Raw genomic sequence first — 13,336 nt, 5'->3', positions numbered from 1 at the left:
CCCCGCCACGCTGCGCATGGGCGCCCTGCATCTTACATGCAGGCCGCTGCGATGGCCCGGAGTGTCTCGATGTCGTCGCGTTATCCCCTGGCCGTCCTGTCGCTCGGCCTCGCTCTGGCCGCCTCAGCACCGGCTTTGTCCCAGTCCGCCCCATCCGCCCCGAAGACCGGAGCCAGCGGCGCGGGGCCGCTTCGCGCCGCCCCCGTAACGGTGGGCAAGGCGGAGCGTCGGCCCATGCCGGTGCGCTTCGACACGATCGGCAACGTCCAGCCAATGGCCAGCGTCACCGTTCGCAGCCGCGTGGAAAGCCAGATCCTGGCCGTGCCCTTCGAGGACGGCTCGCGCGTCAAGAAGGGCGACCTGCTCTTCCAGCTCGACTCCCGGCAGGTGGAGGCGCTGATCCGCCAGGCGGAAGCCAATATCGCGCGGTCCCGCGCCCAGCTCGAGCAGGCCCAGCGGGACGTACGGCGCAACGAGCAGCTGGCCGCCAACGAATACGCCTCGCGGCAGAAGCTCGACGACAGCCGCACGGCGGTGCAGTCGATCACCGCGCAGATCCAGTCTGACGAAGCTGCGATCGAGAACCTCAAGGTCCAGCTCAGCTTCTATACGATCCGGGCGCCGCTCGACGGACGGATCGGGGTCGCAGCCCTGAAGGCCGGCAACATCGCCAAGACTGGAGACGGCTCGCTGGCGCTGGCGACCATCAACCAGATCAGCCCCGTCTATGTCTCCTTCGCGATGCCGCAAAGGCTGATGCCGGAGCTGCGCGAGGCCATGACCGACGGCAAGGCGAGCGTGATCGCGACGCCGCAAGGATCCAAGGTCGGCGCGGAGGGCCGCATCGCGGTGTTCGACAACACCGTGGACGGGACCACCGGCACGATCACCATGCGGGCGGTCTTCGAGAACGGGAACGAGCTGCTCTGGCCAGGGGCCCTGTGCAATGTCCGGGTGATCCTGAAGGTCGACCCGGAGGCCGTGGTGACGCCGCGCGAGGCCGTGCAGACGAGCCAGACGGGCGTGTTCGTGTTCGTCGTGACCGACAATGTCGCGAAGGTGCGTCCCGTCAAGGTGGCCCGGCTGGTCGACGGGTACGCAGTGATCGAGAGCGGCCTGGAGGGCGGGGAAACGGTCGTCGTCGACGGCCAGCTGCTGCTCACGGACGGCTCCCGGGTGGAGCCGAGGACCAAGGGCGCGCCCGGAGCGGGAGCGACGAGCGGCGCGACCCCGAGCGACGCGCCGCCCTCGAACGCCGGCAAGGGAGCCTGAGCATGTCGCTCCCCGAGCTCTGCATCCGCCGCCCGGTGATGACGACGCTGATCACGCTGTCCTTCATCATCTTCGGGCTCTTCGCCTATCGGCAATTGCCGGTGGCCGCCCTGCCCCGCGTCGATTTCCCCACGATCAGCGTGACCGCCGCCCTGCCCGGCGCCAGCCCGGAGACCATGGCGGCGTCGGTCGCGGCACCGCTGGAGCGGCAGTTCTCCAACATCTCCGGCATCTCGTCGATGACGTCCCTGTCGACCCAGGGCTCGACGAACATCGTGATGCAGTTCGATCTGGACCGGAACATCGACGGCGCGGCGCTGGACGTGCAGTCCTCCATCAGCGCGGCGGTGCGGCGTCTGCCGGCCGACCTGCCCAATCCGCCAAGCTTCAGGAAGGTCAACCCGGCCGACCAGCCAATTCTGTTCCTGGTGGTGACCTCGGCCACCCAGCCCCTGTCGGTCGTCAACGACTACGCCGAGACGGTGCTGCAGCAGCAGATCTCCCAGATCCCGGGGGTGGCGCAGGCGCTGATCTTCGGCGCGCAGAAATACGCCGTGCGGATCATGGTCGACCCGGAGGCGCTCTCGGCCCGGGGCCTGTCCTTCACGGACCTTCGCACGGCCATCTCGGCGGCCAACTCCAACCAGCCCACCGGCACCTTGCGCGGCGAGCGCCAGCGCGTGACCATCGAGGCGACCGGACAGCTTCGCAAGGCGGCCGAGTACAACGACCTCATCGTCGCCTCGCGCAACGGCGCGCCCGTGCGGCTGGAGGATGTCGCCACCACGAAGGACTCCGTCGAGAACGATGAGCAGGCGAGCTGGTACAATGACCAGCGTTCCCTGATCGTGGCGGTGTTCCGCCAGTCGGACGCGAACACCGTCGAAGTGGTGGACCGGATCCGGGACAAGATCGCGAGCTACCGTGAGCAGCTGCCGGCCTCGATCGGCCTGCATGTGCTCAACGATCGGTCGCTGCCCATCCGCGAAGCCGTCCACGACGTGCAGTTCACGCTGATGCTGTCTGTCGCGCTCGTCGTCCTCGTCATCTTCCTGTTCCTGAAATCCATCGCGGCGACCATCATCCCGACGCTCGCGCTCCCGGTGTCGCTGATCGGCACGTTCGCGGCGATGTATGTGATGGGCTACTCGATCGACAACATCTCGTTGCTGGCGCTGACGTTGTCGGTCGGCTTCGTGGTCGACGACGCCATCGTGATGCTGGAAAACATCGTCCGGCACATCGAAGAGGGCATGAAGCCCTTCCAGGCGGCGCTCGTCGGCTCGCGCGAGATCGGATTCACGATCGTCTCGATCACCCTGTCCCTCGTCGCCGTGTTCATTCCGGTGTTCTTCATGGGCGGCGTCGTGGGCCGCGTCTTCCGGGAGTTCGCCGCAACCATCTCGGTGGCGATCCTGGTCTCCGGCTTCGTGTCGCTGACGCTGACGCCCATGCTGTGCGCCCGCATCCTGAAAGGGCACGACGCCAACGCGAAGCCCGGCCTGTTCTCACGCATGGTCGACGCTGTCATCAATGGCATGCTGACGAGCTACCGCGTCACGCTGGACCTCGTGCTGAAGGCGCGCATCCTGGTGCTGCTGCTCACGCTCGCGTCAGTCTTCGCGACGGTCAAGCTCTACATGGACACGCCGAAAGGCTTCTTTCCGATCGAAGACACTGGCCTGATCCGCGGCGCGACGGAGGGGCCGCCCGACACCTCCTTCGAGGCGATGTCGGCGCGCCAGCAGCTCTTGAACGAGATCGTCAAGGCGGACCCCGCCGTCGACTACCTGACGTCGAATTCAGGCTTCGGCGGCGTGAACCAGGGCTTCATGTTCGTGGCGTTGAAACCGCGCGAGCAACGCGACCCGGTCAACGTCGTCATCGCACGCATCAGGCGGCAGGTCGCGGCCATTCCGGGCATCACGCTGGTGATGCAGCCGGTGCAGAACATCAACCTGAACTCGGGCCGCCAATCGCGCGCGCAGTACCAGTATACGCTCCAGAGCGCCGACCTCGGCGCGCTCTACAAGGCCGCGCCGGACATGCGGGCGAGGCTGACGCAGCTGGAGAACCTGCGGGACGTGAACATCGACCTGCAGCTCTCCAACCCGCAGGCGATGGTCGAGCTCGATCGGGAGAAGGCGGCGCAATATAATGTGAGCTCCGACCAGCTCCGCCAGACGCTCTACAGCGCCTTCGGGTCGCGCCAGATCTCGACGATCTTCACGCCCGCCAACGACTACCAGGTGATCATGGAGGCGGACCGCACGTTCCAGATGGATCCGGCGGCGCTCTCGCGCATGTTCGTGCGCAACAGCAACAACCAGAACGTTCCGCTGGACGCCATCGCGACCGTCACCCGGGCGGTCGGGCCGCTTTCCGTCAGCCGGCAATCCCAGCAGCCCGCCGTCACGATCTCGTTCAATACGGCGCCGGGCGTGTCGCTCGGCGAAGCCGTGGACGCGATCAAGCGGGTCGAGCGCGAGGCGGGCCTGCCCGCATCCATCACGACGGGGTTCGCCGGCTCCGCACAGCTGTTCCAGGACGCCCTGAAGGGCCAGGGCCTGCTGATCATGGCGGCCGTGCTGGTCATCTACATGGTGCTGGGCGTGCTCTATGAGAGTTTCATCCACCCGATCACCATCCTGTCCGGCCTTCCCTCAGCCGGCTTTGGGGCGTTGCTGGCGCTCCAGTATTACGGCCTCGACCTTTCGGTGATCGCAATCATCGGCATTCTGATGCTGATCGGAATCGTCAAGAAGAACGCGATCATGATGGTGGATTTCGCCATCGAACGGCGTCGCGAGGGCGCGGACGCGCTCACGGCCGTCCGGGAGGCCGCCCTGCTGCGCTTCCGGCCGATCATCATGACCACCTTCGCGGCGCTTCTGGGCACCCTGCCGATCGCGCTCGGGTCCGGTGCGGGATCGGAACTGCGCCAGCCGCTCGGCATCGCCGTCGTGGGAGGCTTGTGCGTCTCGCAGCTTCTGACGCTGTACATCACCCCAGTGGTCTACTTCTACCTGGACAAGATCGAGACCATGATCTCGGGGCAGAAGCGGCGCCAGCCGGCCGAGCCCGAGGCGCAGATCGGGCCCGCAGCAGCGGCGCCGAGCGGCGCGGCCTACCAGAAGGCCGATTGAAGGTCCGGCTTCGGCGCAGGCGCGCCGAGCCCACCTGAAAGGTTCTCGAAAGGTTAACGAAAGCTCCCAGGAGGGAGTCGCCGTTAACGCTCGATTGAACATGTCATTGCCGGCCTGATCGAAGTCAGCCAGAAAGGTTCTCACCTTCACGATCGAACAATGCGTGGCGTTTTGATGCGTAGAGTCCGGTGGCGTTCCCCTGCAAGCGAGGAGGCGGATTCCTCGATCCTCGCGCCAGCGCCCGATCGATCGGTTCGCACATCCGGGAACGCAATGAAGGCCCTCGCCGCTTTTCTGCTGGGCCTGACGCTTGGGGTCACCTTCATCATCTTCGGCGAGACGGCCGTAAACCGCATTCCCGGCCAGGAGCCCGTCAGCGTCTGGGGCAATCCCCCCGCCCTGCGTCACTGACCGGGACGGCGGGACCGCATCAGGACATCAGCTCGGGCAAATTCCTGAACAGATCGAGCGCATCGGCGTTGGCCAGCGCCTCCTTGTTCTTCACCTCGCGGCCGTGCACGACGTCCCTTACGGCGAGCTCGGTGATCTTGCCCGACTTCGTGCGCGGGATGTCGGCGACAGCGACGATCTTCGCCGGAACGTGGCGTGGGCTGGCCCCCGCGCGGATCCTGGCGCGGATGCGCTGCTGGAGCGCGTCGTCGAGCGCCGCCCCGGGCGCGAGGCGCACGAACAGCACGACCCTGACGTCGTTGTCCCAGTCCTGCCCGATCGCGAGCGCCTCGACGACCTCGGGGATCTGCTCCACCTGGGCATAGATCTCCGCCGTTCCGATCCGGACGCCTCCGGGGTTCAGCGTGGCGTCCGAACGCCCGTGAATGATCAGTCCGCCATGGGGCGTCCACTCGGCGAAGTCGCCGTGGCACCAGACGCCAGGGAAGCGATCGAAATAGGCCGCGCTGTATTTCACCGCGCCGGGGTCGTTCCAGAACATGATCGGCATGGACGGGAAGGACCGGGTGCAGACCAGTTCGCCCTTGCCCTGGGTGAGCGGACGGCCGGCCTCGTCCCACACCTCCACGGCCATGCCGAGGCCCGGCGCCTGCAATTCGCCTCGGTAGACGGGGCTGGTCGGATCGCCGAGGACGAAGCAGGAGACGATGTCTGTGCCGCCCGAGACGGAGGCCAGATGCATGTCGGGCTTCACGGCCTCGTAGACATAGTCGAAGCTCTCGGGAGCCAGGGGCGATCCGGTCGAGGCGATGAGGCGCACCGACGAGAGATCATGCGTGTCGCGGGGCCTGAGCTCGGCCTTCTTGCAGGCGTCGATGTATTTCGCCGAGGCCCCGAACACGCTGAAGCGCTCGGCCTGCGCATAGTCGAACAGCGTCGTCGGCGACGGGTGGAAGGGCGACCCGTCAAACAGCATCAGCGCAGCCTTGCTGGCCAAGGCCGAGACGAGCCAGTTCCACATCATCCAACCGCAGGTCGTGAAGTAGAACACGCGGTCGTCCGGGCGAATGTCGCAATGAAGCTGATGCTCCTTCAGATGCTGGAGGAGCGTCCCGCCCGCGCCATGCACGATGCATTTGGGCGCGCCCGTCGTTCCCGACGAGTAGAGAATGTAGAGCGGGTGATTGAATGGCAGCCGCACGAAGGTTGGGGCTTTCGCCGGGAAGCGGTCGAGCGCGACCGTGAGCGACACCGCCCGCGGCAGCGAAGCGGCGACCGCCTCGGCCTCGCCGAGGTAGTCGACGATGGCCACGGTTGCGGCGGTCGGCAGCTGCGGGACGATGTCCGCCAGCTTGTCGGCGATCGGCAGGCGCTTGCCGGCGTACCAGTAGCCGTCGCACGCAATGAACAGCTTCGGCTCGATCTGGCCGAAGCGGTCGAGCACGCCCTTGACGCCGAAATCCGGCGAGCAGGACGACCAGGTGGCTCCCAGGGAGGCGGTCGCCAGCATCAACGCCACCGTGTCGGGCAGATTGGGCATCATGGCGGCGACGCGGTCGCCGACGCCGACGCCGAGCGACGCCATCCATTGCTGGGCCTGCGAGACACGGTCCTGCAGGTCGCGCCAGCTCAGGCGCGCCCGGGCCTTGTCTTCGCCCCGAAACACGATCGCGTCGCCGTCGTCGCTGCAGCTCAGCAGGTTCTCGGCGAAGTTGAGTCGGGCGTCCGGAAAACAGGACGCGCCCGGCATGTGGTCGTCGGCCAGAATCCTGGCCCCCTTCTCGCCCTTCACGCCGGCGAAGTCCCAGACGAGCGACCAGAACGCCTCGCGCCGTTCAATCGACGCGGCGTGCAGTTCGGCATAGGTCTTCAGGCTCAACCCTTCGCGGGCGTTGAAGGCGTCGCGAAAGCGGATGAGGGCGGTCGATGCGACGCGCTCTGCGCTGGGGGTCCATAGCGGACGGTCGGCGAAGGACATTGTTCGGCCTTTTTATCGGCTCAGCGGTAAGCCGCCTTCACCGGATAGCGAAAAGGACGACCCGGGGAAAGTCCCCATGCAACGCCTGACGGCTCAGTTCGCGGTGGACAATCGACTACGCCCGTTCCAAGGGAGGATGCTCGCACCTATGGTCGTCGGACAGTGAGAACCCGTCTTTTGGAGGATTCAGTCGCGATGGTTGAGCCTCGCTACGACCAAGGGGCGCCATGACGCGCCGCGCCCTCGCCGCAGCGGGCCTGATCGCCATCGTCGTCGTCGCCGGCGCGACGTCCTGGACGGTTCCCACCGCCAAGCTTCAGCGCACGATGAGCACAAGGCTCCTCGGGCTTCCGGGCGTCAGGATCGTGGCGGATGAGCATGCCCGCTTCACCGCCTTGCCGGAGCCTCGCCTCGAAGTGGGCCCCCTCAAGGTCCTCGATGCGACCGGTTCGGTGGTCTTCCAAGCCGAGCGCGTGAGCGGATCGCTCCGCCTGCTGCCGCTAATCGCTGGACGGCTGGAATTCGCCGATCTCCTGCTGGTCCGACCCGTGGTCGCCCGCGCGGCCTCCGTGAATGCAGCCGCGGTTTTGGAGCAGGCCTTCAAGGCCGTCCCCCCTGTCTCCGGTCTTTCGGAGCGCCCGTCGACCCTGGCGGGCATCAATCGGCTGGTGATCATGGACGGCGCCGCGGAAGGGTTCGATGCGGCGGATTCGGCCGCGCCGGTCTCGCACCTCAACGCCGTGGTCCGTCGCGTCCAGAAGCGCGGCGTGATCGACGCAGCCGCTACGCTGATGTGGCGGGGCCAAGCCGTCGACTTCGCCTCGCATGGGCTCGACCTCGCCGCGCTCGCCGACAGGGCGAGCAGTCCATTGGACGTCTCGATCAAGACGCCGCTCGGATCGCTGCGCTTCGCCGGCGCCACGGTCGGCTCCGGCGTGGCGGAAGCCAACGGCGCGCTCGAGGTGACCACGCCTTCGCTGGGCGCCGCAGCTCGCTGGCTCCGGGTCAAGGTCCCTCTCCCCATCAGCGAGACGATGCAGGCGCGAGGAACCGCACGGATCAGCCCGACCGCGATCGCCCTCAGCAACGCCACCATCGCCCTCGAGGCCGGGGAGCTGGACGGCGTCCTTGCGGTGAAGGTGACCGACGGGCAGCTCACCCTGGGCGGCACGCTGGCGGCCGACAGGCTGGACCTTACGGCGGCGCTCCGCCCGTTTCTTCCCAAACGCGACGCGGATGGCGGGTGGAGCCGCGACGCCATCGACCCCGCGGCGACGCCCAGCGCAGGCGTGGATGTCCGCGTCTCGGCCGCCGCGCTGACGGTCGGCAAGCTCACCTTGGGGAATGCGGCGTTCTCGCTCTTGTCGCGGGACGGGCGCACCGACGTGACGCTGGGCAACGCTGAGCTTTTCGGAGGCGCCGCGAAGGGACGGCTGACGCTCTCGGGCGCGGCCTCGTCCGGGCTGGAGATCAAGGCGCAAGGGTCGTTCGACCGCCTGGACGCCGCCAAGGCGTTCTCGTCCATGACCGGCGTCGAAAAGCTGAGCGGCTCGGCCAGCGGCGCCTTCGCGCTGGAGGCTTCGGGCGACGCGCCCGCCAGCCTGATGCGGTCCCTGGAGGGGCGAGCCGCCCTGACGGTGCGCCAGGGCGAACTGATCGGCATCAACCTCCCCGAGGTCCTTCGGCGAATCGAGAAGCGTCCCCTGATCGCCGCACTGGATATCCGTGGAGGCCGCACACCCTTCGACACCGCCACCATGTCTGGCCGGATCTCTCGTGGCGTGCTGGAGATCGGCGAAGCCGTCCTGTCCTCGCCCGCGACGCGGGTCACCCTGACCGGACAGATCGGGGTGGGAGACCGCACGCTGCTGCTCTCCGGTCAGGCCCAGGCGGCCGAGCGCGAAGCCGCCGCCCTGCCCTTCGAGGTGTCCGGGAGCTTCGACGACCCGATCGTTGCCCCTGACGCCAAGAACCTGATCCGCCGCTCGGGAGCCGCGGCGCCGTTTTTCGGGTCGCCCAGAGCCATCGTGGTGGGAGAACCCGGCGCGCTTCAGGCGCCCACGCCGGCGCAGACGCCCTGATAGCCGGACCGGGTCAGGTGTCGTTTTGAAGCGCCTCCGAGATGCGCTCCTCCAGGACCTGCGGCTGTCTGATCACGAGAGCGCCGCGCGTCTTGGCGATCACCCCCTGCCCCGACAAAGCCGATAGCTCCCGCGTGACCTGCTCGCGCCGGCAGCCGATGCGGGCGGCCAGCACATGATGGAACGGGGGTGGGCTGACGACCCGCTCGCCGCTGACGCCCATGCGAGGCGCCGACATGCGGATCAGTTCGGCGTAGAGCCGGTGCTTCAGGTCGAACACCGAATGCTCGGTCAACCGGGCGTTCAACTCCCGGACCCTGGAGGTCAGGAGCTTCAGGATCCTGTCGCACACGACCGGAGAGGCGAAGAGGATCTCGCGGAAGACGCTTGATGGCATGATGCACATCTCGGCCCGCGTCAGCGCCGTCACATTGGCGGACCGGCGCACCTCGTCGATCGCCGCCAGTTCTCCGAAGACCTGTCCCCCGCGCATCTCGGCCAGGATCACTTCCTTGCCGGACTGGGTGCGGATGAGCACACGCACTTCGCCCGAGAGGATGAAATAAACGTCAGTCGAAAGGTCTTCGAAATCGACGACGATTTCGTCCTCGTCATAGCGCCGCCAAGTGCAGCGGCGGTCGAACCTCTCGAAGTCGATCCCGGCATCCTTGAAGAATGGAACCCGCGCAAGCGTCTGCATCCCGCACTCTCCTCAACGAGGCCCGAATGCTCACGCGCTCCGGGTCCCCGCAGTGCGTAAGCACACAACCATAGGACGTACGATTAGGATATGCGACCTGTCTTGAGCGGATCTTCGACAGACATCCGGTAGGAATGTTCGCTGGCGTCGCCGGCCTGCAGCACGGTCATCCCGGGCTTCTCGAAGAGGTCTCCCTGGAACCCGACCGGATCCCCCGATCCCGTCCACGCCTCGACGCAGAGGAACGGCGCTCCCGGACGCGACCAGAGCACCACGTGCGGAAATCGGCTCCAGGCGATGCGCAGCGCCGGACCCGTCTGGCTCGAGAGGCGCAAGGACCGGCTGTAGACGCCCATGAAGCAGAGGGCTTCGCGGTCGAACAGGTCCCTGGTCAAGGGCAGTTCGCGACCGCCTTGCGTCAGCGATACGGTCCGACGCTCCGGCGAGAACAGTCCCCCCGGGGCGATTATCGGGACTTCGCCCCGCTCGGCCCGCTCGAAGGCGACGACGCCGGCGCCGAAATCAACGGAGCCGAACGGAAGCCGGAAGCCTGGATGGAGCCCCAACGCGTAGGGCATCGGTGCATGGCCGCGGTTGGCGACGCGAAAGCTGGCCAGCACGCCGGTCGGGTCCACCTCGTAGGCGACGGTAAGCTCAAAGCGGAACGGATACTTGGCCAGCGTGTGTGGCGTCTCGCGGAGCCGCAGCGTCGCGCGGGCCTCCCCAGCTTCGATCACCTCGAAGCGCTGCGTCCGCGCGAATCCGTGCACGCCCAGCGGATAGGTCGCGCCACCCACCCTCGCCTCGCCGTTGCGTGTCCAGCCGACGACAGGAAAGAGGATCGGGCTGCGGTCGGGCCACCAGGCGGGGTCCCCTCCCCATAGCAACGAATCCGGGCCGATACGCCAATCGCGCATCTCGGCGCCCAGCGTCGACACGGCGAGTCGACAGTCGCCGGATCGGAGCGTGAGCCCATCGTCCATCATCAGGGGTCTCCGTCGCCGAGGCGCTCGCCCGCGTTCAGGATTGACTGAAATTCGGGGCGAATCCAACGATCTCCTGCGCTTTCGCGAGCAAGCCGCGCCACCGCCTCTTTGGCGCTGGACAGCCTCAAAAGCAGCCTCTATAACGCGGCCCGTCCACGATGCTTCGGCGACGGCGGGCACGCCCAGGTAGCTCAGTTGGTAGAGCATGCGACTGAAAATCGCAGTGTCGGTGGTTCGACTCCGCCCCTGGGCACCATTGCGTCCTGAAATTTCCTAATTTTCAAACGTCTGCAGAAGTTAAGTGACATTGGTCCCACATCGGGTCCCACGTACGCGCCGTTGCATATCGCTTTGTACGTCATCGAGCGTTCGACGTTTTGCCCTTCGCACGATCAAGGCAACGTTTGGGCAATGAAGGCTGTGAGGACAGCCGCCGAGTCGACCGAATCCCCCGATACTAATGATTCTCAGGTCCCCGGCGCCTCCATCTGGTACGCGTTGGAGCGGGCGAGGCGAGCCGCGACGTTTTCGTTGCGGCCCCGCGCCGCGAGGCGCTGGCGAAGGATTTCGAGCGCGCGCGCACCAGCAACACAGAGATATGTTCGAAGTGGTCCCGCGCTATGGGTATGACGGCGCGCGTGAGGCGTCTCCGAGGTCAGGGGCTGTTCGAGTCGGTGAACGCAGGACGGCCAACATCAACAGAAAGAAGAGCACGGCGCGGAAGAGAAGCAGCTGGGTATGGCGGCTGATCAACTATCAACCAGAACCGCGCGGCCCGTGATCTCGCCCGCCTTCAGTTGCTGCATCGCGAGGTTCGCGTCGTCTTTCTGGAACCGGGTTACGGGCAATGGCGGCAGCTTCCCGGACTGCGCCAGCGCCATCACGGCGCGAAGATCCTTCACGGAACCTGTGTTGCTGCCCATCACGCTGAGCGCGCGGAAGACCATCCCGGCCAGTGACAATGTCAGTTCGCCGCCGGCCACGCCGACATTGACCAAGGTCCCCCCCTTGGCCAGGGCGCCCATGCCGGCGGCTGCGGTGGCGCTGGCGTTGACGAAGTCGATGACGGCGTCCACCGGGCCACCCGCCGCTGCAATGATCCTCTGCGCGACGTCGTCGCCGGTTCCATCCACCGCGGCCGTGGCGCCGAGGTCGAGCGCCGCCTGCCGCTTGGCGGGATCGATGTCGACCGAGATGATGGCGCGATGGTCGAAAGCGCGCAGCATTGAGATGGCGGCGAGCCCGAGGCCGCCCGCGCCGATGAGCACGATAGGCTTGTCCGGCGGCATCGGCATGATCTTCTGGATGGCGCTGTAGACGGTGATCCCCGAGCAGGCGAAGGTCGACGCCAACGCCGGGTCAAGGCCGCCCAGCGGCACGAGGTAACGCGGGTGCGGGGCGACGACCTCGCTCGCGAACCCGCCATGGCGGACCACGCCGATGCTGCTCTGGCTGGCGCAGAGGTTGTCATCCTCGTTCAGGCAGTGCTCGCAATGGCCGCAGCCGATCCAGGGGTACACGACGTAGCGCTCGCCCACCGTCACGCCCGTCGCGTCGGGCCCGGCCGCGACGACCCGGCCGGCGATCTCGTGTCCCGGCGCGCGCGGCAGCGTGACGCCGCGGTCGGCGAGGGTCAGCACCTTGCCGCCGCCCATGTTGTAGACGCCTTTCCAGAAATGCAGGTCGGAGTGGCAGACTCCGCACGCTTCTACGCCGACCACGACCTCGGTTCCGGTCGGCTCCGGACGCTTGACCTCGATGCATTCCAGCGGCTCGCTGTGGCGAACGACGGCCCACGCCTTCATGGCTCTGTTCCTTTCCTGAATGTCAGTTCGCCGCGCGGGAGGCGCGGGCTGCGAAATCGGCCACCGCCTCGACTTCCCGGGCGGCCACGTCGAAGAGATTATGCAGGCGAATGAAGCCGTGGGTGACACCCTCGGCCTTGCGACGCGCCACCTGAACCCCGGCGCCTTCGAGGGCGTCCGCAAAGGCGCGTCCCTCGTCGGCGAGCACGTCGCACTCGGCCAGCACAAGGAGCGTCGGGGGTAGGCCCGCGAGATCGTGGGCCGCCCGGAGGGGCGCAATGTCAGGCGAGGTCCACAGGGCTTCCGGCGCGTAATGGCGGAAGAACCAGACCATGTCGTCGCGCGTCAGCGGCAAGCCCGCGCCGAATTCGCGATAGGACGGCCGGTCGAAGTCGCTGTCCGCCACGGGATAGATTAGGACCTGCCCAGCGAGGGCAACTTCGCCGCGTAGCTTGCGGGCCGCGACAACCGCCAGGTTGGCGCCCGCGCTGTCGCCGGCGACCAGCAGCGGCGCTTCGGGCCCAGCGAGAGTCCGCGCATGCAGGACAGCGTCCACGGCGTCTTCGAGCCCGGCCGGGAAGGGATGCTCCGGCGCCAGGCGATAGTCGGGCAGCAGAACGGCGCAGCCGCTTTGCGCCGCCAGGGTGCGGGCCAAGGCGTCGTAGTCGTCCAGCGCGCCGACAACCCATCCGCCGCCATGGAGATATACGAGCATGCCGGCAGGCGCGCCGGATGGCCGGTAAAGCCGCGCCGCGACCGAGCCGGCCCGGGTCGGGATCTGGATGTCGCGGACCCCGGCCATGGCCGGGCCCCGCCCGATCACGGCCCGGGCGGCCGCCACCATCGCGCGGGCGTCCTCGGGCGACCCGGCCGACAAGGCCGGGCGACCTTTCAACTGCTCGAGCATGGCCGCAATGAAGGGATGGAGGGTCATGGCCTGCTCCGCTCGCGATCGCC

9 protein-coding genes and 1 tRNA gene are annotated in these 13,336 nt (G+C 67.3%); 5 read left to right on the top strand and 5 right to left on the bottom strand.

The window, feature by feature from the left end; translation table 11 throughout:
* Positions 1–69 precede the first annotated feature (69 nt).
* The 3 genes from ABEG18_RS08460 to ABEG18_RS08450 all read left to right on the top strand — a co-directional run bounded on the left by ABEG18_RS08460 (position 70) and on the right by ABEG18_RS08450 (position 4,829).
* Complete coding sequence (locus tag ABEG18_RS08460; RefSeq protein ID WP_406857632.1) at positions 70–1,272, top strand: efflux RND transporter periplasmic adaptor subunit; 1,203 nt, start codon at positions 70–72, stop codon at positions 1,270–1,272.
* A gap of 2 nt (positions 1,273–1,274) precedes the next feature.
* Positions 1,275–4,418, top strand: a complete 3,144-nt coding sequence (locus ABEG18_RS08455; protein ID WP_406857631.1) for an efflux RND transporter permease subunit — start codon at positions 1,275–1,277, stop codon at positions 4,416–4,418.
* Positions 4,419–4,691: 273 nt separating this feature from the next.
* A complete protein-coding gene (locus ABEG18_RS08450; RefSeq protein WP_406857630.1) occupies positions 4,692–4,829 on the top strand; it encodes a hypothetical protein in 138 nt (45 codons plus the stop codon).
* A 19-nt stretch (positions 4,830–4,848) separates the two neighbouring features.
* On the opposite strand, the gene ABEG18_RS08445 is transcribed toward ABEG18_RS08450, so the two are convergent.
* Positions 4,849–6,807 carry an acetoacetate--CoA ligase gene (locus ABEG18_RS08445; RefSeq protein WP_406857629.1) on the bottom strand — a complete coding sequence of 653 codons (1,959 nt, stop codon included), beginning with the start codon at positions 6,805–6,807 and terminating at the stop codon, positions 4,849–4,851.
* Between the two features lie 227 nt (positions 6,808–7,034).
* On the opposite strand from ABEG18_RS08445, the gene ABEG18_RS08440 reads away from it, so the two are divergent.
* Positions 7,035–8,888 carry an AsmA-like C-terminal region-containing protein gene (locus ABEG18_RS08440; protein WP_406857628.1) on the top strand — a complete coding sequence of 618 codons (1,854 nt, stop codon included), beginning with the start codon at positions 7,035–7,037 and terminating at the stop codon, positions 8,886–8,888.
* A gap of 13 nt (positions 8,889–8,901) precedes the next feature.
* On the opposite strand, the gene ABEG18_RS08435 is transcribed toward ABEG18_RS08440, so the two are convergent.
* Together ABEG18_RS08435 and ABEG18_RS08430 are read right to left on the bottom strand one after the other, a co-directional pair.
* The gene (locus ABEG18_RS08435) at positions 8,902–9,588 is read right to left on the bottom strand and encodes a Crp/Fnr family transcriptional regulator (RefSeq protein WP_406857627.1); all 687 of its coding nucleotides are present in this window, start codon (positions 9,586–9,588) and stop codon (positions 8,902–8,904) included.
* Positions 9,589–9,671: 83 nt separating this feature from the next.
* Positions 9,672–10,574 (bottom strand): aldose 1-epimerase family protein, encoded by a 903-nt coding sequence (locus ABEG18_RS08430; protein WP_406857626.1) that lies wholly within the window; start codon positions 10,572–10,574, stop codon positions 9,672–9,674.
* Between the two features lie 180 nt (positions 10,575–10,754).
* On the opposite strand from ABEG18_RS08430, the gene ABEG18_RS08425 reads away from it, so the two are divergent.
* Positions 10,755–10,830, top strand: a tRNA-Phe gene (locus tag ABEG18_RS08425).
* A gap of 493 nt (positions 10,831–11,323) precedes the next feature.
* Here the strand turns inward: ABEG18_RS08425 and ABEG18_RS08420 are convergent.
* Together ABEG18_RS08420 and ABEG18_RS08415 are read right to left on the bottom strand one after the other, a co-directional pair.
* Positions 11,324–12,379 carry an alcohol dehydrogenase gene (locus ABEG18_RS08420; RefSeq protein WP_406857625.1) on the bottom strand — a complete coding sequence of 352 codons (1,056 nt, stop codon included), beginning with the start codon at positions 12,377–12,379 and terminating at the stop codon, positions 11,324–11,326.
* 22 nt (positions 12,380–12,401) lie between these two features.
* A complete protein-coding gene (locus ABEG18_RS08415; protein WP_406857624.1) occupies positions 12,402–13,313 on the bottom strand; it encodes an alpha/beta hydrolase in 912 nt (303 codons plus the stop codon).
* Positions 13,314–13,336 lie beyond the last annotated feature (23 nt).

The sequence above is a fragment of the Alsobacter sp. KACC 23698 genome, assembly GCF_045348435.1.
Classification (GTDB): domain Bacteria; phylum Pseudomonadota; class Alphaproteobacteria; order Rhizobiales; family Beijerinckiaceae; genus Alsobacter.
Note: the sequence above shows the minus strand (reverse complement) of the source record. Positions and strands in the feature narration are given on the sequence as shown.

Coding starts and splice junctions, on each gene's coding strand:
- ABEG18_RS08430 (WP_406857626.1), bottom strand. CDS start 10,574: ATGATGGACGATGGGCTCACGCTCCGATCCGGCGACTGTCGACTCGCC.
- ABEG18_RS08420 (WP_406857625.1), bottom strand. CDS start 12,379: ATGAAGGCGTGGGCCGTCGTTCGCCACAGCGAGCCGCTGGAATGCATC.
- ABEG18_RS08415 (WP_406857624.1), bottom strand. CDS start 13,313: ATGACCCTCCATCCCTTCATTGCGGCCATGCTCGAGCAGTTGAAAGGT.
- ABEG18_RS08445 (WP_406857629.1), bottom strand. CDS start 6,807: ATGTCCTTCGCCGACCGTCCGCTATGGACCCCCAGCGCAGAGCGCGTC.
- ABEG18_RS08460 (WP_406857632.1), top strand. CDS start 70: ATGTCGTCGCGTTATCCCCTGGCCGTCCTGTCGCTCGGCCTCGCTCTG.
- ABEG18_RS08440 (WP_406857628.1), top strand. CDS start 7,035: ATGACGCGCCGCGCCCTCGCCGCAGCGGGCCTGATCGCCATCGTCGTC.
- ABEG18_RS08455 (WP_406857631.1), top strand. CDS start 1,275: ATGTCGCTCCCCGAGCTCTGCATCCGCCGCCCGGTGATGACGACGCTG.
- ABEG18_RS08435 (WP_406857627.1), bottom strand. CDS start 9,588: ATGCAGACGCTTGCGCGGGTTCCATTCTTCAAGGATGCCGGGATCGAC.
- ABEG18_RS08450 (WP_406857630.1), top strand. CDS start 4,692: ATGAAGGCCCTCGCCGCTTTTCTGCTGGGCCTGACGCTTGGGGTCACC.